This window comes from Sphaerisporangium sp. B11E5, assembly GCF_039871875.1.
GTDB lineage: Bacteria > Actinomycetota > Actinomycetes > Streptosporangiales > Streptosporangiaceae > Sphaerisporangium.
The window spans coordinates 1-19,940 of sequence record NZ_JBDPMD010000007.1 but is presented as its reverse complement, the minus strand read 5'-3'; the positions used below and the strand labels follow the sequence as shown (position 1 = coordinate 19,940).

Here is a 19,940-nt window from a genome sequence, read left to right as displayed (position 1 = left end):
CGTGCGGGGTGGCTCACTCCGGCAGGTCGAGCCGCGGTGGCGGCCCGCCGGCACCGGTCAGTTCCCGGTACTCACGTGCCTCCCACCGGGCGAACACCTCGATCGCCTGCTCGCGCAGCAGCCGCGCCACCTCCACGTCACCGGTGAGCTCCCGGAGGGACGCCAGGTCGCGCCGGGTCCGGGCCGCTGCCAGAGGGGCGTCGAGCGCGTACGACACGGCGAGTGCCGCCTCCAGGTGGTCGCGCGCCTGTTCGAGTCGCCCGCCCGCCAGATGGAGCTCGCCGATGGTGCGCCGTACCAGCGCCTCACCCCACCGGTCACGCTGGGCACGGCAGACGCGCAGGGCCTCCTCCAGGCCCGTGGACGTCGTATCGCCCGTGCCGAGGCGGATGCGGGCCTTGGCCAGGGCCTGTGTCGCGTACGCCGCCATGAAGGGATCACCGATCTTGCGGAACAGCAGCAGGGCACGGTGGCTGAGCTCCTCGGCCCTCGCGTAGTCACCGGTGGCGCGGTGGACCAGCCCGATCGTTCTCAGAGTCAGCGCCTCGCCGCGTCGGCTGCCCGCCCGCCGGTAGGCGTCCAGCGCATTCGCCAGCATCGACGGCAACGCCTCGTAGTCCCCCAGCTCAAGGTGGACGCTGGCCGCGAGCCGGGCGGTCTGCCCGATCCCGGCGTCGTCCCCCAGCGCCTGGAAGATCTCGGCCGAGCGGGTGAGGTGGCCGACGGCCTCCCGCAGCCGGCCCGGCTCCCGGCACGCGCCGCCCAGCCCGGCCAGGACGACGGCCTGCCCGCGCACGTCCCCGGCTTCGACGAACAGGGACAGAGCCTGGCTGAAGGAGGCGATCGCCGACTCGAACCGGTCCATCTCATAGCAGATCTGCCCATGGGCGGCGAGCAGTGTCGCCTCGCCCAGGCAGTTCCCCACGCGGCGCGCGGCGGCGAGCGCCGCGGTCTGGCTCCTGCTCCACTCGTCCAGACGGCTGCCGACGAAGAACACCGAGAAGGACAACGCCACCGCGACGTCGCACGCGGCGACGTCCAGGTCCAGGGCGGCGGCCCGTTCGACCGCCGTGATGAGGGCGGGCATCTCGGTCTCCAGCCAGGTGACCGGGTCGGCCAGCAGGCGCCGGGCCAGCGCGGGGTCCACCGGGCGGATCGTGGTGTAGTCGCGGCGCAACTGGATCTCACCCGGTGGCATGCACTCGGCTACGTGCCTGACCAGGTACAGCCACTCGCCCAGCACACGGCTGACCGCCGCGCGCGAGTCCTCCGCCCGCTCCTCGGCCTCGGCGCGCTCGCGGGCGTACACCCGCAGGAGGTCGTGCAACCGGTAGCGGGCCTCCCCCGCGGCGTCCACCGCGGCGTGGTCGAGGAGCTGGGCGTCGACCAGGCGTTCCACGACGTTCTCCGCCTCGTGCACCGGCAGGTCGAGCAGCGGCGCCACTATCCAGGCGGGGAAACCGGACACACCGAGCACCCCGAGCCGGCGGAACGCCGTCCTGGCCTGCTCGTCCAGCAGGCGGTAGCTGAACGCGACACTGGACCGGACTTCCAGGTCGCCCGCAGACAGCTCGTCCAGGCGGCGGCGCTCGTCGCTCAGCCGCTCCACGAGCTTGGTGAGCGGCCAGTGCCGGCGCGCGGTCAGCCGCCCGCCGGCCGTGCGGATGGCGAGCGGCAACCGGCCACACAGCCGCACGATCTGGCGAGCCGCCTCCGGTTCTGCGGCGATGCGCGCCGGCCCCGCGATGGCGGCGAGCAATTCGGTGGCAGCGGTCTCCTCGAGCACGTCGAGGTCCACGGCCTGGGCACCGTCCAGGCCGGCGAGGCGGCCGCGGGTGCTCACCAGCACCGCGCAGCCCTTGCCGCCGGGCAGCAGCGGCCTGACCTGCTGTTCCGAGCGTGCGTCGTCGAGCACGACGAGCACGTGCCGTCGCGACAGGATGCTGCGGTACAGATCGAGGCGCTCGTCGGCCGACTCCGGGATCGAGGCGGGCGCCACGCCGAGGCCACGGAGAAACCGCGCGAGCACTTCGTCGGGGACGGCCGGGGAGTCGGTGCAGCCGTGCAGTTCGGCGAAGAGCTGGCCGTCGGGGTAGGCGCCCGCGACAGCATGGGCGACGAACACCGCCAGCGCCGACTTGCCCACACCCGCCTTCCCCCTGATGACCGACACCGGCGGCCCGTGCGCGGCCGTGGTCAGGTGCCCAGCGATTTCGTCCACGACGGCGGCGCGGCCGGCGAAGTCCTGGACGGAGGGAGGAAGCTGCGCCGGGGCCACCTCGGGCCGCCACTCGGCGGGACCCGATGGGTCCGCGGAGTTCTGGAGGGACGCGGCGGGCGAGAGGACGGCGGGGGGGCTTACGGCCGGGACCGGCCGCGAGGGTGAGGGGAGCGGCTCTCCGCGGAGAATCGTCTCGTAGAGGGCCTGCAGTTCAGCGCCCGGAGCGACACCGAGCTCGTCGGAGAGGATCCGCCTGCCCTCGTGATAGAGGGCCAGGGCCTCGCTCTGCTGGCCAAGGCCGTACAGCGCCGTCATGAGCTGGACGCGGAACCGCTCACGCAGCGGATGCGCGCGCACCGCCGCGGACAGCTCCGGCAGCGATTCACCGTAGCGGCCCAGCGTCAGGTACGCGGCGGCGCGTTCCTCGATGACGTCCAGCCTTTTCTGGCCGAGCGCCGTGGCCTCCGCGCGCAGGACGTCCCCGATGCCGCTGAGCGCCTCGCCGTGCCAGAGCGCCAGCGCCGACCCGAACGCCCGCGCCGCCTCGGCGTGCCCGCCGCCGGCACCCGCCTGCCGTCCCTCATCCACCAAACGGTCGAACACCAGCCGGTCCACCTGCTCGTCACGTAATCGCAGCAGGTAGCCGGGAGGGCGTGTCTCGATGATCTCTTCACCACCCGCCACCGAGAGCGCTTTACGCAGCGTGAAGACATAGGTCTGCACGAGCGCGCGCGCCGACACCGGCGGCCGGTCGTTCCACAGGAGATCGATCAGCCGGTCGGCCGCCACCACACGACGGGGCTCCAGCAGCAGCGCCGCCAGCAGCGCCCGGGGCTTCGGCCCGCCCAGTGCGAGTCGGCGCCCCTCGTGCCATGCCTCGACCGGCCCGAGCAGACGGAACTCCATCGCCCCCCCTCGGACTGGATCGAGGACAATACACGATTACATTTCCAACTTCGATGGCATTTCCGACCGGTGCGGGTCGATCGCGGACCGGTGACCGCGGAGGAGATTTCTCCGCGCCGTCGTCGTATCGGGGACGCGGCCGATCGTCTGTGGAGTGGAGGCCCGATCCGGGCCTCGTCCCATGCCTGCGTGGACCTGTACGCCGCGTTCCCGGCAAGCTGACCCAGGGACCGGCGTCCAGACGACTGGAAGAGGGCCACATGAAATACGTGCTGATGTTCGTCGAGACCGAGCGGTTCGCCAAGGAGTTGGAGGCGATGGGCGAGCTGGAACGCGACGCCGCCTACGCCGCGGTGGGGCGCTGGTTCGCCGAGCACGCCGACAAGATCACCCACCACACGCATCTGGCGCCGGTGCACACCGCCACCACCGTGCGGCTGGGTGGTGAGGAGCCGGTGGTCACCGATGGGCCGTTCATGGAGGGCAAGGAAGTGGTCAGCGGGTTCGCCGAGGTCGAGGTGGCCGATCTGGACGAGGCGCTGAAGCTGGCCCGCTCGTGGCCGGCCTGCCCGATCGTGGAGATCCGCCCCGTTTCATGAACGCGCCGGTGCCCGGGGACGCAGGCCAGGAGGTGCTGGCCCGCGTGGTGCGCGAGCACGCGGGCCGGCTGGCCGCGTCCCTGGTGTCGCTGCTGGGCGACTTCTCCGCCGCCGAGGACCTGGTGCAGGACGCGGTCGAGACCGCGCTGAGGCGGTGGCCGGCCGAGGGGGTGCCCGAGCGGCCCGACGCCTGGTTGTTCACCGTGGCACGGCGGCGCGGGCTGGACGTGCTGCGCCGGGAGTCGAACCACCGTGCCAAGCTCGCCCGGCTCACCTGGCCCGGACCACCGGCCGAGCCGGACGACCGGCTGAGGCTGATCTTCACCTGCTGCCATCCGGCGCTGTCGCGGCCGGCGCAGATCGCGCTGACGTTGCGGGTGGTGTGCGGGCTTTCCACCGCGCAGATCGCCGCGGCGTTCGTCGTGCCCGAGACCACGGTGGCGCAGCGCATCACCCGCGCCAAGCGCAAGATCGGCGAGGCCGGCATCCCGTACCGCGTCCCGGCGGAGGAGGACCTGCCGGCGCGGCTGGGCGAGGTGCTGGCGGTCATCTATCTGCTGTTCAACGAGGGCTACCTGTCCAGCACGCCGGAGCGTGCCCAGGCGCGCGACCTGGTGGCCGACGCCGAGTGGCTGGCCCGCCTGCTTGCGGAGCTGATGCCGAAGGAGCCGGAGGTGGCCGGGCTGCTGGCGTTGATCCGGTTGCACCGGGCACGCGGCGCGGCCCGTTTCGACACCCGCGGCCGGCTGGTGCTGCTGGCCGATCAGGACCGCTCGCTGTGGGACCGCACGGCCATCAAGGAAGCCTCCGCGGTACTGGTGCGGGCGGCCAAGGCGCACCGGCGGCCGGGGCCGTACCAGGTGCAGGCCGCGATCGTGGCCTGTCACGCCGAGGCGGCCGGCTTCGAGCGGACCGACTGGGCGCAGATCCTGGTGCTGTACGACATGCTGCTGCACCTGGCGCCCTCACCCGTCACCCGCCTCCACCGGGCCGTCGCCGTGCGCTACACCCAGGGCCCGCAGGCAGCGCTCACCGAGCTGACGGGCCTGGACCAGGCGCTGGAACGTTATCCGCTCCTCCACGCCACCCGGGCGGAGCTGCTGCGGGATCTGGGCCGCCTCGACGAGGCGCGCCGGGCCGATGAGAGGGCGCTGGAGCTGACCGCCAACCCGGCCCAGCAGGCGCTGCTGGAGGAGCGGCTGCGCTGGGGGTGAGCCCGGCACGGAGAACGACCACGGGGTGCGCGCCGCGGGGAACGGGCGGCTCATGCCCGTGCCGGTCATCTGCCGTCACCAGGTGACCGGCACCTCGGCCGGTCCGCCGGTCAGCGTGTCGTGGGTGAAGCGCAGTTCCTCCACCGCCGTCGCCAGGCGCAGGCCGGGGAAACGCGAGGCGAGCTGGGAGAACACCGCCTGTAGCTCGATGCGGGCCAGCGGCGCGCCGACGCAGTATCGCGCCCCGTGGCCGAAGGCCAGATGCGGCACGGGCGGCCGTGCGATGTCGAAACGGTCGGGGTCGGCGAACATGGTGCCGTCGTGGTTGGCCGCTCCGATGTCCAGCAACACCAGCTCCCCGGCACGGACCTGGACGCCGGCGATCTCCAGGTCGGTGCGCGCGTAGCGAGGGATACCGTCCCCACCCAGACCCGGCGCACGCAAGATCTCCTCCACCGCCGCTTCGACGCGTTGAGGGTCGGCCGCCAGCGCCTGCCACTGCCCGGGAGCGGTGAGCAGCCACAACACGCCCTTGCCGATCGCGGTCACCGTGGTCTCGTGCCCCGCGAACAGCAGGAACGTCCCCATCGCGGCGGCCTCGTCGTCGCTGACGCCCTCCGTGAAGGCCAGGCGGGAGATCACATCGGCGTCGGAGTCTCCCTCGGCGCGCTTGCGCGCCACCAACTGCCGGCCGTAGACGAACAGCTCGGCCAGCCCCTGCTCCGAACGCGCCCGGTCGGAGGTGTCCGCGGCGGCCCGCGTCCAGGCGCGAAACCGCGCCCGGTCCTCGTACGGTACGCCCAGCAGCTCGCAGATGACCGCGATCGGGAGCGGCAGGGCCAGCGCGGTGTGCAGGTCGGCGGGCGGTCCGGCGGCGGCCAGCTCGTCCAGCAGGCCCACGGTGAGCGTCTCGACGCGGGCGCGCAGCGCGCGCATGCGGCGCGGGGAGAAGTGCGGTCGCAGCAGTGAGCGCAGCCGGCGGTGGTCGGCCTGCTCGGTGTCGAAGTCGCCCTGCGGGCCGCCGAACATCACCGAGTTCCCGGTACGCGAGGCGCGGTCCGGGTCGCGGTGCGCCCGGCCGAGCCGATCGTCGTCCAGCAGCGCACGCACCTGCTCATACCCGGTGACCAGCCAGGCCGGGTCGCCGACCGCGGTGCGGATGGGGTGGACCGGGCCGCGTGCCTGCATCTGGCGCAGCAGCGGCGCGGGCCGCAACGGTCCGGGCTGGTCGAAGGGCAGCCGAACGGGGGTGCTCATCGCTCACTCTCCAGGTAGACGCATGTTTGTATACTCGCCTGTCTACCAAGCTACTTATATACTTCCACGTATACAAGAGGAGGGTGACGATGCCCCGGACCCCCACGCGCGAACCGGCCACCGGCGAAGGCGACGCGACCAGCACACAGGCGGCCGACGGGACGCCGGTGCGCCGGCTGCGCCGGGCCGAACGCCGCGAGCAGATCCTGGACGCCGCCACCCGCGCCTTCGCCCGGGCCGGGTACACCGCCACCGGCCTGGACGACATCGCCGCCGAGGCCGCCCTCACCCGCGCCATGCTGTACCGGCACTTCGACTCCAAGGCCGACCTGTACCGGGCCGTGCTGGACCGCGCGTGCGCACGGCTGGACGAGTCCACCGGCGCCGACGACTTCGGCGACGACGCCATCCCCGCCCTGCTGCGCGCCGCGGCCGCCGACCCCGACGGGTTCCGGCTGCTGTTCCGCTACGCCGCCCGCGAGCCCGACTTCCGCGAACTGATCGATTCCATCACCGCCGCCTCCAGGGAAGTGGCCCACCGCAACCTCGCCCGCCACATCCCCGCCGGCCCCTGGCTGGACTGGGCCGCGAACCTGATCCCCGCCTTCACCCTGGAGGCCGTCATCGCCTGGCTGGACGCCGGCCGGCCCGACCCCGGCCAGGCCGCCGACCGCATCAGCCAGGCCGTGCACGGTGTCATGGCCGCCGCCCAAACCGAGCGCTGACCACCGGCAACCATCGGCTTGTCCTCCCCCAGCCGGCGACACCCTCGTGAACGACGCGAGCGGGACGCCGACGTGACCTTCGCCTCACGGACTTGCCGCACCGACCCCTCTTGCGGTTAGGTTAGCTTTACCTAAGTTGACCGGGGGAGGGATCATCGACCAGCGCACCAAGATCCTCCTTCCCCGTCCCGGCCAGGGGGAGCCGTCGCCTGCGCACCGGTACGCGTCCTCCCGCGCGCCGTACGCCTGGGTGGCGGGTGAGAGGGACCTGGTCCGCGGCACACGGCGGCACCTGGTGGACGACGGTGGCGGGAACGCCGCGGCCCACCACTTCGGCGGCTCCTGGAAGTCGGGCCAAACGGGCTGAGCTCCTGCCTTTCCCCGCGTCTCCCCCGCAACCGCCCCCGCCCGGGTGTTCCTCGAAAGCTCCTCAGTGTGAAAGTCAGGCAAGCCATGTCCTCCACCCCGCCCCCCGCCTCCGGTGTGTCCGCGCGGGAGATCGACGTCGCCTACGGGCGGGACGTCGTCGTGCGTGCCGCGTCGATCCGTCTCGGCGCCGGCACCGTCACGGCCCTGATCGGGCCCAACGGCAGCGGGAAGTCCACGTTGCTGCGGGCACTGGCCCGGCTGCACCCGCCGGTCGCGGGGGAGGTCACGTTCGCCGACGGCGCCGACCTGCGTGCGCTGTCGGGCAAGGACCTCGCACGCCGTATCACCTTGCTGTCCCAGCACAGGACGACCCCCGGCGGCCTGTCGGTGCGCGAACTGGTCGAGTTCGGCCGGCACCCGCACCGCTCACGGTGGGGCGGCCACGACTCCGAGGGACCGGCGGCGGTCGAACGGGCGATGGAGCTCACCGGCCTCACCGCCATCGCCGACCGGCCGGTGCAGGCGCTGTCCGGCGGCCAGGCCCAGCGGGCGTGGCTGGCGAGCTGCCTGGCCCAGGACACCGCCCTGCTGCTCCTGGACGAACCGACGACCTACCTCGACCTGCGGTACCAGGTCGAGATCCTCGACCTGGTCCGGGACCTCGCCGACCAGCACGGCGTCGGGGTCGGCGTGGTCCTGCACGACCTCGACCAGGCCGCCGCCGTCGCCGACCACATGTACCTGCTGGAGGAAGGCCGGGTCACCGCCGAGGGCACACCCGCCGACGTGCTGACCACCGCGAACCTCACCCGCGCGTACGGCATCCGGGTCGAGGTGGCCGCCGACCCGGCCGGCGGCCGCGTCCGCACCCGCGCGGTGGGCCGCTTCAACGGCGCCGTTCCGCGCCCCTCAGCCTGACCGGCATCGCCGGTCACCACAGTAAGTAAGCACGTAGGAGAACCATGCGCACCACCCCCATGTTCATCGGCCTGTCCGTGGCCGCCGCACTGGTACTGGCCGGCTGCGGCACCACAGAGGAGCCCGGCGGCGGTCAGGCGGCCACCGCCGGGGGCGACCCGATCACGGTCGTCGACTCGCGCGGCAAGACGGTGAAGCTGGACGGCCCGGCGAAGCGTGTCGCCGCCACCGAGTGGAACGGGGCCGAGTTCCTGGTGTCGCTCGGCGTCATGCCGACCGCGGTGTCCGACATCAAGGGCTACGGGCAGTGGACGAGCGCGGCGCCGCTCGACGGCACACCCAAGGACATCGGCACACGAGGCGAGCCCAGCATCGACACCCTCGGGTCACTGGACCTCGACCTCGTCATCGTCACCGACAGCCTCGTCGAGGGGGCGCTCCAGCAGGTCGAGTCGCGCATCCCGGTGATCGTCATCAAGGGGGGCGACGCCAAGGACGCCATCGCGTCGATGTTCACCAGCCTGGACATGATCGCCAAGGCGACCGGCACCGAGGACAAGGCGGCACAGCTGAAGTCCGGCTTCGACGCGAAGATCGCCCAGGGCAGGGCCGAGGTGGAGAAGCTCGGCGCGGCGGGGGAACAGGTCGCGTTCTCCGACGCCTACGTGGACTCCGGTTCCGTCAGCATCCGGCCGTTCGCGAAGGGGTCGCTGGTGTCGGACGTGCTGGGGCGCATCGGTCTCCAGAACGCCTGGCCGATGGCGGGCGACCCGGTGTACGGGCTCGCGCAGGCGGACGTCGAGGGCCTGACGAAGCTGCCCGACGTGCGGTTCTGGTACATGGCCAACGACGCGTTCGGCGACCCCTACACCAAGGAACTGGCCGGCAACGCCATCTGGAAGAACCTGCCGTTCGTGAAGAGCGGCAAGGTGCACCGCCTCCCTGACTCGCTGTGGCCGTTCGGCGGCCCGAAGTCCATGGCGCAGTACGTCGACGCCGCGATCGACGCGCTGAAGCAGTAAACCGACAGTGGAAACGGCCACAGAAACACCGGCGGTCGCGCGGCGCCCTGCCCCGCCCGCGGCCCCGGCCCGGCGGGCCGGGAGGCTCACGCTGCTGGTCACCGGCCTCGGCGTGCTCATCGCGCTGGGCTCGGCGGTCCACCTCACCCAGGGCACCTCCAGCCTGGACGCGCTGGACGTGCTGCGGCTGGTGTCCGGCGGCGCGGACGGCGGCACCGCGGCCGTCGTCATCGCCTCACGACTCCCCCGGCTGCTCGCCGCGATGGTCGTCGGCGTCGCCCTCGGCGTCGCGGGGGCGGTGCTGCAGTCGGTGACCCGCAACATCGTGGCCTCGCCGGACACCCTCGCCGTCAACGCCGGCGCGCACTTCGCGATCGTCGCGGTCGCCGCGTCCGGGCTCTCGCTGCCGCTGCTCGGCGCGGCGGGTGTCGCGTTCGCCGGCGGGCTCGGCGCGGCGGCGCTGGTGCTCGCGCTGTCGGGCGCCGGAGGCACCGGAGTGGTGCGCCTGGTGCTCGCCGGCACCGCGATCGCGCTGGCGACGATCGCACTGACCCACATGGTGCTCCTGCTGTTCGCGCATGAGACCCGCGGCCTGTTCGCGTGGGGCGCGGGTTCGCTCGGGCAGAACGGGCTCGGCGGCGTCCAGACGCTCGCGCCGGTCGTGACCGGTGCGCTGGTGCTGCTGCTCACCATGGCGCGCCGGCTCGACCTCATGTATCTGGGCGACGACCACGCGCAGCGGCTCGGTGTGCACGTGACGCGCGTCCGCTTCGCCGCGATCACTCTCGCCGTGCTGCTGGCGGCGTCGGCGGTGACGCTCGCGGGCCCGATCGGCTTCGTCGGGCTGGCCGCGCCGGCGCTGGTCCGGCTGCTGGCCGGTGCGGTCCCCGGGCTGCACCGGCACGCGGCGCTCATCCCGGTGTCCGCCGCCGCAGGCGTCGCACTGCTGCTGGGCGCGGACGTACTGCTGCGCGCGCTGATCGGCTCGCAGGGTGCGCTGGAGGTGCCGACGGGTGTGGTGACGACCATCCTCGGCGCGGCCTTCCTGATGGTCCTGGCACGCGGCATCCGAGCCACGGCGGCGATGCCCGAGCCTCCGGCGGCGGGAACCCGCGGCGGTGCGCGCGCGAGCCGTCACCGCCTGATCCTCGGTGTGCTGGTGGTCGCCGCGACAGGCACGCTGGCCGGCTCGGTGCTGCTCGGCGACACCAAGCTGCTGATGGGCGACGTGCTCAACTGGCTGACCGGCCAGGCGGGCCCGATCGTCACCAACGTCATGGACAACCGCGCACCCCGCGTCGTGGCCGCGTTCCTGGCGGGCGCGTCGCTGGCGCTGGCCGGCACGGTGATCCAGGCGGTGGCACGCAACCCCCTGGCCGAGCCCGGCATCATCGGCGTCACGGGGGGCGCCGGCCTGGGTGCCGTCACCATGATCACCCTGGTCCCCGGGGTGGGGTTCTGGACACAGGCCGGCTCCGCCGGCGCCGGCGCGGCGCTGGCGACCGCCCTGGTGTTCGCGATGGCCGCACGGGGCGGCTTCGCCGGCGAACGTCTCGTGCTGATCGGCTTCGGCGTCCAAGCGGGCACGCAGGCACTGATCACCCTGCTGATCACCCTGTCCGACCCCTGGAACCAGGCCAAGGCCCTCACCTGGCTCGGCGGCTCGACCTACGGGCGATCCTTCGAGCACCTGGTACCCATGGCCCTGGCCGTCCTGATCGTGACCCCCTTCCTCATCCGCGCACGCGGCGAACTGGACCTGCTGTCCCTGGACGACGAGACCCCGAGGGTCCTCGGCGTCGACGTCACCCGGACCCGCCTGCTGCTCCTGACCTGCGCGGTGCTGCTGACCGGCGCGGCCGTGGCCGGAGTCGGCGTGATCGCGTTCGTCGGCCTGGTCGCCCCGCACGCCGCCCGCGCCCTCACCGGCCGCAGACACGCCCGGGCCCTCCCGGTGACAGCACTGCTCGGCGGCATCCTGGTGTGCGCCGCCGACACCCTCGGCCGCACCGTGATCGCCCCGGGCCAGCTCCCCGCCGGCCTGATGACAGCCCTCGTCGGAGCCCCGTACTTCGTCTGGCTCCTCCACCGAAACCGCCGGCACCTGACCTGAGGAATGCCGGCGTCCTCCACCTGCGCGAGACGCGTCGGTCCTCGCGGTGACGTGGTCCGTTCGTCAAGCGCTGCGGCCGCGGGCGCCGGCCGGATCAGCGTCAGGCGCCCGGCACCCACGGCCTCACAGGGGCGCGCCACCGTGAGGCCGTGGCATGGGGGCCGGCCGGCTCAGGCCGGCGTGCAGGTCACCGGGGAGGGAACGGCGTTGGTTCCCGACCAGGAGGCGTTGAAGCCGAACGATGTCGTGGCGTTCGGAGCGAGCGCTCCGTTCCAGGACACGTTGGTGACGGTCACGTCGGCGCCGGAGGAGCTGTGGGAGCCGCTCCAGAGCTCACTGATCCTCTGACCGGACGGGAACGTCCAGGTGACGGTCCAGCCGGTGATGGCCGTGGTGCCGGTGTTCCGCACCGTGACACCGGCCCCGAACCCGGTCGGCCACTGGTTGGTGACGCTGTAGGTCGCGGAACACGACTTACCGGCCGTTGGTGTTGGTGTTGGTGTTGGTGTCGGTGTCGGTGTCGGTGTCGGTGTCGGTGTGGGGGTGGGGGTGGGCGTCGGAGTAGGTGTCGGCGTCGGAGTGGGGGTGGGGGTGGGCGTCGGAGTAGGAGTGGGCGTGGGTGTGGGGCCGGTGCCGCCTGCCTTCTCTCTCGTCCAGGCGGTCACCCACGCCAGCACCGCGTTCCAGTTGACGGCCACCTCGTTGACCGACCAGGCGTCGATGTCGTCCAGGTAGCACTTCTGGGGACGGCATCCGCTGAGCCGCTGCTGGGCCACGGGGTCCTGCAGGCCGCTGTTGGGGCCGCCGGCCAGCGCGCCGGGAGGTGCGATGGGCAGGGAGGAGTTCAGTTGGTTGGCCCAGAACCGGTGGTGGACGTTGCGCGAAGGCTTGTCACCGTACTGGGTCACATAGGAGTAGCCGAGAGGGTTGCGGCCGAGCTCGTACGCCATCGTCTCGAACACACCGGTGCGGAACCGCTCGGCCTGAGTGAAGTCGTAGGCGAGCGCGAGCAGGACGGCGTTGTTGAGGATCAGGTTGTTGGAGCCCCAGATGTATCCGCCACCCGGCGGCTGGAACGGCACCGGGTACGCCTGCCCGCGCATCACGTTCAGCAAGCCGTCGGCGTTGGAGACGAACGCGGTGCGCAGTTGCTGCCCGATGGAGGACGTCAGGCCGTTCGGGACCAGCGCCAACGTGATGTCGCCCAAGGTGCCGACCTCGCCCCACTGCGCGCCCTCGGTGGTGAAGCTCCTGCCGTAGTACAGCGAGGACGAGGTCAGGTCGGTGCGGTAGGTCTGCTTCCCGGTGGTGGCGTACAGCTCGGCCGCGGCCCAGTAGAACTCGTCGGTCACCTTGCTGTCGGCATAGGAACCGCCGCCGACGTCGTCGGAGGTGGGGGCGAACCGCGACGGGTTGGCCTTGGCCGCGGCGTACGCCTTCTCCGCCGCCGTCAGGCAGCGCGAGGCGAAAGCCGAGTCGATGCCGGTCCACACCCGCGCGCACTGCGCGGCCGCGGCGGCGAGGTTCAGTGTCGCGGCGGTGCTGGGCGCCGACAGCACCCGGGCCTGCGGGTCCTGGGACGGCAACAGCGGCAGCCCGGTCCAGTTCTGGTCGTGCATCTTGTGATGGGCCATGCCGGCCAGCGGCCGCCCGTCGGGGACCTGCATCTTCAGCATGAAATCCAGTTCCCAGCGGGCCTCGTCGAGGATGTCGGGCACGCCGTTGCCACGCTCCGGGATCGACATGGTGCCGTCGCCGAAGGCGGAGGTGTCGGCACCCGGGATGTTCCTGGCCCGCTCGTAGATGTTGACGAGCTGCCAGGCCGACATGCCGCCATTGATCACGTATTTGCCGTGGTCGCCCGCGTCGTACCAGCCGCCGCGCACGTCGAGCGAGTAGCCGCAGCTACTGCGGCAGGGCACGTTGTTGTCACCCTGGTTGGGGGAGACGTTCAGGTGGCCCGCCGCCCGCGCGTACTGACTGCCGCCCGCGTACTGCGCTTCGATCGCGATGCCGCTGCGCTGGTGGTAGAAGAACGCCAGCGCGTCGTACGGCAGCCTGCGCCAGGAGTCGGTGCCGATGTCGAACGGGTGGCTGGACTCGCCGTTCACCGTCAGCACATAGTTGTTTCCCGACCCGGCGTAGGAGGAGAAATCGATCTTGTGGGCGTTGTCCCCCGACGGTGAGTCGGCGCCGAAGACGGTCGTGGTCCCGCTCGCCACCACCTGGTCGGCACCGTTCAGGAGGTTCCATGTGAGAGGGGAGCCGGAGCTGCTGACCACGGTGGCCTGTTTGGCGCCGGTAGGTGCGTAGGCGACCTGGTTGACCTTGATGTTCTGACCGAGCGGCGGGCGTGCGGCCCGCGCCATTCCCGTCCCGGTGACCATGACGAACGACACCGCCCCGAGGAGCACCGCCAACGCGGCTCGTGGCAGTACCGACCGGTGTGATCTCTGCACGGCGAATCCTTTCTCCGGTGCCGTTTCATGGCTCGCCATCGTGAACCTGGAACCACGAAAGAACCAGCACCGATACGATCCGAAAGGTATTTCCGCACTTCAAAAGCGATAAGTCAGAGAAAGATTCTGCAATTTTCACGAACGTTTCTGACCGGTCCGTAGAATCTTCGCGTGACCCGTACCCCCGAGAATCCTTTACCGGGACCGTCCGCCCGGCAGGCGGTGACGCTCGCGCACATCGCGAGGCTGGCGGGTGTGTCTCCCCCCACAGTGTCCAAGGTGATCAACGGTCACCCCGGGGTCTCGACGGATACGCGGCGCCGTATCGAGGACCTCGTCAGGGAGCACGGCTGGCGCAGGCCGGAGCCCGCGGGGGCCGGCGTGGTGGTGGAGGTCCTCTTCCAGTCCCTGGACAGCCTGTGGGCGCTGGAGATCATCCGCGGCATCGACGAGGTGGTCCAGGCCCGCGGGATGGTCGTGGCGCTCATCGACATGCGGGGACGGCGTTCCCCGCACAGCGGCTGGATCGACCAGGTGCTCGCCCGGCGCCCGGCAGGCGTGATCGCCGTTTCCGCCGACCTCAGCGAGCGCCAGCGGGTACGGCTCGCCAGCAGGTCCATCCCGCTGATCGCCCTTGACCCGCGCGGTGAGCCCGACCACCGGGTGCCCTCGGTGGGGGCCACGAACTGGAACGGTGGCCTGACGGCCACGCGCCACCTGCTGGAGCTCGGGCACCGCAGGATCGCCATGGTCAACGGGCCGGACACCTTGATGTGCTGCCGAGCCCGCATGGACGGCCACCGCGCGGCCCTGGACGCGGCGGGCGTCCCGGCCGATCCGGAGCTCCTGCGCACGGCGCCGCTCTACGTCGAGGGCGGCCGGACGCAGGCCGAGGCGTTGCTCGCTCTGCCGGACCCGCCCACCGCCGTGTTCGCCGCCAACGATCTCCAGGCGCTGGGCGTCTATCAGGCGGCGCACCGGCGCGGGCTCCGCGTCCCCGACGACCTCAGCGTCGTCGGTTTCGACGACCTGCCTCTGGCCCAGTGGGCGGACCCTCCGATGACCACCGTGCGGCAGCCGCTGGCCAGAATGGGCGCCGTCGCCGCCGAGATGGTCATGGCCGCCGCCGCGGGCGCCGCACCCACCGACCACCGGACGGAACTGGCGACCGCGCTGGTCGTGCGCGCGAGCACGGCCGCGCCACGCGAGGGCCGCTCCTGAGACCGTCCGACGGCATGTCCCGCGTCGTCGAGGCGTCCGGCGGCACCGACGGCTCGCCACGCCGGAGTCGAGTGGCCGAAGCCGGCGCGTAGCCTTTCCTCGACACCTCCCAGTCCGAGGAAGAGCTCGATGGCCGACGCCTCCCCCTCCCGACGAAGCGTCGGAACCGAACCGGCGGGCGTCGTACCCGCCGCCGCCGTCCCCGTGGCCCGTCCGGGAGACGGCGCGGCTTCGCTGACCGTCCAGGTCCTCGGTCCCTTACGGGTGTGGCGTGACGGCGTCGAGGTCGACACCGGACCGCGGCAGCAGACCTACCTGCTGGCCCTGTTGCTGATGCGTGCGGGTCGACCGGTCAGCTCTTCCGAGCTCATCGACCTCGTCTGGGACGACAACATGCCGACGTCGGCGTTGAACCTCGTGCAGAAATATGTCGGGGCGTTGCGACGGCTGCTCGAACCGGACCTGCCCGCGCGGGCGGCCGGCTCCTACCTCCGCCGCCGCAGCAGCGGCTACCAGTTCGATGACAGCCGCGTGGCACTCGACCTGGCTGAGTTCCGGCGGCTCCTCGGCCTCGCCCGCGCCGCACTGGACGCTCACCGGTTCGAGGAGGGAGCCGATACGACCAAGGGCCGGCGCGCGGCGGCTGCGCTGACCAGTGCGACGACGTTGCTGTACAGACGGAACTGCGCTCCGGCATCCGGCCGCGCCAGGACTTCGGCATCGCGTGCGGGGTGCTGCAGCGGTCGTGGACGACCTTCACTGGGCGGACCAGGCTCGCTTCAGCTGTTCGCGCGCCTGGCCGAGTCGCTCCCGGACAGGAGCGTATTGATGGGCACCCTACGCGGCCATGCGCCGACGCCCAACCAACACGTACAGCGCATGTTGGCGGCGGTCGCGCGCCAGGACCGCCACCGGCGCATCGCGCTTGGTCCCCTCGGCCCGTCTGATGTGGCCGAGTTGGTCCACCGAGAGACCGGACAGTCCCCGAGTCCCGGCGTCGCACGGAGCATCCAGGCCCGCACCGAAGGCAACCCCCTGTTCGTGCGTGAGCTCGCGAGATTCCTGGCCGAAGAGGACCACCTGTCCGACCAGGCGGCAGCCCAAGCCGCCGTCCCGTCCACGGTGCGCGACATCGTCCGCGACCGCACGAGCAAGCTCGACGACGGGGACCGTCGCCTCATCGAAATCGCCGCCCTGATGGGCCGCGACATCGACGCCCGCCTGTTGGCGAGCGCATCCGGCCTCGACGCGTCGCAGTGCCTCACTCGCCTGGAGGCTCTCGAAGCGCTCGGCCTGGTCGAGGTGACCTCCGGTTCCCCGGGTGACTGGCGGTTCGTCCACGATCTCGTCCGCGAGTCAGTGGCCCGCTCGACGTCCCGATCAGACGCGAGCCACTTCCATCTGCACATCGCGGCCGCGCTCGCGCAGACCCAGGAACCGGCCGAGCGTCATGGTGAGGCACTCGCCCACCACCTGTGCTCGGCGGGCCCCCTCGCCGAGCCGGAGCAGACGGCGCAAGCACTCATCGCCGCGGCCCGCATCGCGGCCAGACGATCCGCCTACGAGACCGCGGAGAAGCACCTCGACACGGATCGCACGCGGCGCCGGACTCCTCGGCCTTGAGCTGACCGCGCTCACCGAGCTGACCGCCGTCGCGGGTATCCATGCCGGCTTCGTCGGAGCCACCCTGGACCATCTGGACCGCGCCGAGGAGGTCGCGCGGTCGCTCGGCCGGGAACGGGAGGCGACCGGCTTTCTCTTCTCCCGGTTCCTGGCTCACGCCCAGGGCATCCAGCTCGACGCCGCCGGGCGCCTCGCGCGCCGGCTGCTGCACCATGGCCAGCGCTCCTCGGACCCTGTCGTCCAGGCTTCCGGCCATCACGCGTGGGGAGTCCACCAGTGGAGTTCAGGCGACATCGGTGAGGCCTATCGGAACCTGAGCCGGTCCGATTCGCTCATCCGTGCCGAGCGAGACGCCGAGCCGCTGCGGCACCGGCTGCAGATGATGACGCCGGTCATGCTGGCGCTGAACACCGCGCTGCACGGCGACCTGGTCGCCGCGCGCCAGCTTTTCGACGTGGTGGAGTTCGACGCCGGCGCCGACCCCTATGCCATCAGCATCTGGGGCTCGTTCGCCGTCACCGCGGCAGCCGCCGCGGGTGACCACGCGTGGGTGCTGCAGGCGGCGGAGACGGCGATCAACGCCGATCCGGACTTCACCTTCACGTTCTCCGGCAGCTATCCGCGGCTCGCGAGGCACTGGGCGAAGGCCATGTCCGGCGGTGACCCGGTCACGTCGGCCATGGAGATGGAGCGCATCATCGAGACCACACTGGTCGACCCACCTCGATCGAACCTCGCCACCTGGTACGCGCTTCTTGCCGAGGTCCGGCTCCGCGCCGACGACGTCTCCGCCGCCACGACCGCATTGGACAGGGCCGAGACGTTCATCGACACGTGCGGCGAACGGTACGCGGAGGGCTTGGTCCTTCTCATCCGCGCGAAGGCACTCCGAGCCGGTGGCGACGTCCGGTCCGCCGTGCGCGCCGCCCATCGAGCGCTCACCCTTTCGCGGGAGCGCGGAGCCCACCTTTTCGCGGCGCGCGCCGACGCCTTGCTCGCCGAGCTTCCCCGCAGCGGTGACGACGACGTTCTGGGCCTGTGCGCGGATCACGGCCAGTAGTACCGCGGCCGACGCGACGTCGGCTTCCTCGTGCCCGGCCATCCACGCCCCCTGACTTGCCCGTCCTCCGAGGGCAGGTTGGCAGAGCCGACTTGACGCGGACGGAACGATCTGGGAATCCCCCAGCGGAACGGCGCTCGTCACGTCCATTTCCTGTTCAGTGCGCCGCCGTAGTTTTCCGCTGTCACGTCGTGAGAGGTGGAGAAATGGCACACAAGAGACCGACGATCGTGCTGGTGCACGGAGCCTTCGCGGACAGCAGTGGATTCACCGGGATCGTCAAGCAGCTTGTCGCCGACGGTTATCCAGTGGTCGCCGCGCCGAACCCGCTTCGGGGGCTCTCCTCCGACGCGGAGCAGGTCAAGGCGCTGCTGGACAGCGTCGAGGGACCGATCGTGCTGGTCGGCCACTCGTACGGCGGCGCCGTCATCTCCACCGCCGCCACCGGGAACCCCGAGGTGAAGGCGCTGGTCTACCTGGCGGCGTTCGTGCCGGAGACGGGCGAGAGCGTCCAGGGGCTGGTCGAGAAGTTCCCGGGCAGCACCGTGGGAGAGTCCCTCAAACCCGTGCCGCTGCCGGGCGGGCAGGTCGACCTCTACATCGACCCGCGGGTGTTCCATCCCCATTTCGCGGGGGATGTGCCCGCCGAGGAAGCCGCGCTCTTCGCCATCACCCAGCGCCCGGCCACCGGCGCCGCCCTCGGCGAGCCCGCCGCCGGCCCGCAGGCCTGGCACACGATCCCGAGCTACAACCTGATCAGCGGCGCCGACCGGATCATCCCGCCGGCGGCGCAGGAGTTCATGGCCCAGCGCTCCGGCGCGAGCACCCAGGTGGTCGAGGGCGCCTCGCACCTGGTGTACGTCTCACATCCGGGCCCGGCCGTGGCGCTCATCGAAAAGGCGGCGAGCGAGAACGCGTGAAAGCCGCGTGCGTACGCATCAGTCACCGGCGAGTGCCGCGTGGACGGACGAGACCGCCCCCGCGCCATCGCCGACAGCGGTGGCCACTCGTTTCGTCGAGCCCGAGCGGAGGTCGCCGACGGCGAAGACCCGGGGTGCGCTCGTCTGGAACGGCAGGGGGGCACCGAACGATCCAGCGGGCAGCCGGCTGTCCGTGAGGATGAAACCGTCGTCGGCCTTGCCCACACCGGTCAGCCAGCCCGACACCGGGTCGGCGCCGACGAAGCAGAACAATGCCTGGCAGGCCAGCCGGTCCTGACGTCCGCCTGCCTCCTCGACGGCGATCGACGTGAGGGTGTCGCCACCGGCCAGTTCGCGGACCGTGCTGCGGGTGAGGACCCGGATCCGGGAATGCGCGCGGATACGGTCGGCCAGGTAGGACGACATCCGGGCTCTGAGGTCGTGACCGCGGATGATCAAATCGACCGTCGCGCCGCGGGCGGCCAGGGACAGGGCCGCCTGCCCGGCCGAGTTGGCGCCCCCGACGACCGTCACCGGCCGGTTCCCGTACTCCCTGACGTCCAGTTCGGTCGCCGCGTACCTGATGCAGCCGGCTTTCTCGAAGGTGTCCCATCGTGGGATGTCGAGACGCCGGTAACGCGCCCCGGTAGCGGCGATCACCGCGCGGCACTGGATGCGCGCGCCGTCCTCCAGCAGGACGGCCGGCCGTCGGCCGTCGGAGAGATCGAGGCCGGCCACCGCACAGGGCGCGTGGATCCGTACGCCGAACTTGAGCGCCTGGAGCATCGCGAGGCGGGTCAGGTTCGCGCCGCTGACCCCATCGGGGAAGCCCAGGTAGTTCTCGATGCGGGCACTCCTGGCGGCCTGCCCGCCGAGCCCGCTTCGGTCCAGCAGCACGGTGACGAGGCCCTCGGACGCCCCGTACACGGCGGCGGCCAGACCCGCTGGGCCGGCGCCCACCACGACGAGGTCGACCGGACGTCCGTCGGCCCGGTAGGTGAGGCCGAGGACCTCCGCGAGCGTTCCGGGCGTCGCGCGCCGCAGCACCGAACGATGGAAGATCGCCGCCGGAAGGTCGTCCGTTGTGAGCCCGGCCGCCGCCATGAGGGATCGCCCGGGGGATGAGGTCGCGTCGTGCCAGGAATGCGGCAGGAGCATCTGCGTCACGTAGGTGCGGAGCTCCAGGGTCTCCGCGGTGTCGGGCTGACCGACGATCTCCAGGGTGCCGCCGGCGGCCGAGCGGATAACATCGCGCCGTTCACGGAACGCCGCGAGCAGCACCTCGGCTATGTCGTCCTGCTCGGCGAGGGCCT

Annotated in this window: 15 protein-coding genes; 11 read left to right on the top strand and 4 right to left on the bottom strand. The window is 71.8% G+C overall.

Features of this window, described 5'->3' with window-relative positions; genetic code table 11:
* Window positions 1-13: 13 nt before the first annotated feature.
* Window positions 14-3,127 carry a BTAD domain-containing putative transcriptional regulator gene (locus tag ABGB17_RS09260; protein WP_347627444.1) on the bottom strand — a complete coding sequence of 1,038 codons (3,114 nt, stop codon included), beginning with the start codon at window positions 3,125-3,127 and terminating at the stop codon, window positions 14-16.
* A 260-nt stretch (window positions 3,128-3,387) separates the two neighbouring features.
* Here ABGB17_RS09260 and ABGB17_RS09255 point away from each other — a divergent pair, with 260 nt between their 5' ends.
* Both ABGB17_RS09255 and ABGB17_RS09250 read left to right on the top strand, forming a co-directional pair.
* Window positions 3,388-3,726: a YciI family protein gene (locus ABGB17_RS09255; RefSeq protein ID WP_347627443.1), complete on the top strand. Its 339-nt coding sequence runs from the start codon at window positions 3,388-3,390 to the stop codon at window positions 3,724-3,726.
* Entirely contained in the window at window positions 3,723-4,940 is a 1,218-nt protein-coding gene (locus ABGB17_RS09250; protein WP_347627441.1) for a DUF6596 domain-containing protein, read from the top strand. Before ABGB17_RS09255 ends, ABGB17_RS09250 begins: the two co-directional genes overlap by 4 nt.
* 75 nt (window positions 4,941-5,015) lie before the next feature.
* Here the strand turns inward: ABGB17_RS09250 and ABGB17_RS09245 are convergent, their stop codons facing one another.
* Window positions 5,016-6,197: a cytochrome P450 gene (locus tag ABGB17_RS09245; RefSeq protein WP_347627439.1), complete on the bottom strand. Its 1,182-nt coding sequence runs from the start codon at window positions 6,195-6,197 to the stop codon at window positions 5,016-5,018.
* 89 nt (window positions 6,198-6,286) lie between these two features.
* On the opposite strand from ABGB17_RS09245, the gene ABGB17_RS09240 reads away from it, so the two are divergent.
* The 5 genes from ABGB17_RS09240 to ABGB17_RS09220 all read left to right on the top strand — a co-directional run bounded on the left by ABGB17_RS09240 (window position 6,287) and on the right by ABGB17_RS09220 (window position 11,344).
* Window positions 6,287-6,922 (top strand): helix-turn-helix domain-containing protein, encoded by a 636-nt coding sequence (locus tag ABGB17_RS09240; protein ID WP_347627437.1) that lies wholly within the window; start codon window positions 6,287-6,289, stop codon window positions 6,920-6,922.
* A gap of 136 nt (window positions 6,923-7,058) precedes the next feature.
* Window positions 7,059-7,289: an SIP domain-containing protein gene (locus ABGB17_RS09235; RefSeq protein WP_347627435.1), complete on the top strand. Its 231-nt coding sequence runs from the start codon at window positions 7,059-7,061 to the stop codon at window positions 7,287-7,289.
* A 68-nt stretch (window positions 7,290-7,357) separates the two neighbouring features.
* Window positions 7,358-8,209, top strand: coding sequence for an ABC transporter ATP-binding protein (locus ABGB17_RS09230; protein ID WP_347627433.1), 852 nt, complete (start codon window positions 7,358-7,360; stop codon window positions 8,207-8,209).
* A gap of 44 nt (window positions 8,210-8,253) precedes the next feature.
* Window positions 8,254-9,231: an iron-siderophore ABC transporter substrate-binding protein gene (locus tag ABGB17_RS09225; protein ID WP_347627431.1), complete on the top strand. Its 978-nt coding sequence runs from the start codon at window positions 8,254-8,256 to the stop codon at window positions 9,229-9,231.
* 7 nt (window positions 9,232-9,238) lie between these two features.
* The gene (locus ABGB17_RS09220; RefSeq protein ID WP_347627429.1) at window positions 9,239-11,344 is read left to right on the top strand and encodes an iron ABC transporter permease; all 2,106 of its coding nucleotides are present in this window, start codon (window positions 9,239-9,241) and stop codon (window positions 11,342-11,344) included.
* Window positions 11,345-11,514: 170 nt separating this feature from the next.
* On the opposite strand, the gene ABGB17_RS09215 is transcribed toward ABGB17_RS09220, so the two are convergent.
* The gene (locus tag ABGB17_RS09215; RefSeq protein ID WP_347627427.1) at window positions 11,515-13,803 is read right to left on the bottom strand and encodes a glycoside hydrolase family 9 protein; all 2,289 of its coding nucleotides are present in this window, start codon (window positions 13,801-13,803) and stop codon (window positions 11,515-11,517) included.
* A gap of 171 nt (window positions 13,804-13,974) precedes the next feature.
* Between ABGB17_RS09215 and ABGB17_RS09210 the strand changes: the two genes are divergently transcribed.
* The 4 genes from ABGB17_RS09210 (at window position 13,975) to ABGB17_RS09195 (ending at window position 18,627) form a co-directional block, all read left to right on the top strand.
* Entirely contained in the window at window positions 13,975-15,024 is a 1,050-nt protein-coding gene (locus ABGB17_RS09210; RefSeq protein ID WP_347627425.1) for a LacI family DNA-binding transcriptional regulator, read from the top strand.
* A 129-nt stretch (window positions 15,025-15,153) separates the two neighbouring features.
* Entirely contained in the window at window positions 15,154-16,647 is a 1,494-nt protein-coding gene (locus ABGB17_RS09205; RefSeq protein ID WP_347627423.1) for a winged helix-turn-helix domain-containing protein, read from the top strand.
* 394 nt (window positions 16,648-17,041) lie between these two features.
* A complete protein-coding gene (locus tag ABGB17_RS09200) occupies window positions 17,042-17,707 on the top strand; it encodes a hypothetical protein (protein WP_347627421.1) in 666 nt (221 codons plus the stop codon).
* A 206-nt stretch (window positions 17,708-17,913) separates the two neighbouring features.
* The gene (locus tag ABGB17_RS09195) at window positions 17,914-18,627 is read left to right on the top strand and encodes an alpha/beta hydrolase (RefSeq protein ID WP_347627419.1); all 714 of its coding nucleotides are present in this window, start codon (window positions 17,914-17,916) and stop codon (window positions 18,625-18,627) included.
* Window positions 18,628-18,645: 18 nt separating this feature from the next.
* Here ABGB17_RS09195 and ABGB17_RS09190 read toward each other — a convergent pair.
* Window positions 18,646-19,940 (bottom strand): FAD-dependent oxidoreductase (locus ABGB17_RS09190; protein ID WP_347627417.1); only part of this gene is annotated, 1,295 nt, incomplete at its 5' end.

Bases quoted from the DNA above. Each gene is read 5' to 3' on its own strand.
- ABGB17_RS09260 (WP_347627444.1), bottom strand. From the start codon at position 3,127: ATGGAGTTCCGTCTGCTCGGGCCGGTCGAGGCATGGCACGAGGGGCGC.
- ABGB17_RS09255 (WP_347627443.1), top strand. From the start codon at position 3,388: ATGAAATACGTGCTGATGTTCGTCGAGACCGAGCGGTTCGCCAAGGAG.
- ABGB17_RS09250 (WP_347627441.1), top strand. From the start codon at position 3,723: ATGAACGCGCCGGTGCCCGGGGACGCAGGCCAGGAGGTGCTGGCCCGC.
- ABGB17_RS09245 (WP_347627439.1), bottom strand. From the start codon at position 6,197: ATGAGCACCCCCGTTCGGCTGCCCTTCGACCAGCCCGGACCGTTGCGG.
- ABGB17_RS09240 (WP_347627437.1), top strand. From the start codon at position 6,287: ATGCCCCGGACCCCCACGCGCGAACCGGCCACCGGCGAAGGCGACGCG.
- ABGB17_RS09225 (WP_347627431.1), top strand. From the start codon at position 8,254: ATGCGCACCACCCCCATGTTCATCGGCCTGTCCGTGGCCGCCGCACTG.
- ABGB17_RS09205 (WP_347627423.1), top strand. From the start codon at position 15,154: ATGGCCGACGCCTCCCCCTCCCGACGAAGCGTCGGAACCGAACCGGCG.
- ABGB17_RS09200 (WP_347627421.1), top strand. From the start codon at position 17,042: ATGCTGGCGCTGAACACCGCGCTGCACGGCGACCTGGTCGCCGCGCGC.
- ABGB17_RS09195 (WP_347627419.1), top strand. From the start codon at position 17,914: ATGGCACACAAGAGACCGACGATCGTGCTGGTGCACGGAGCCTTCGCG.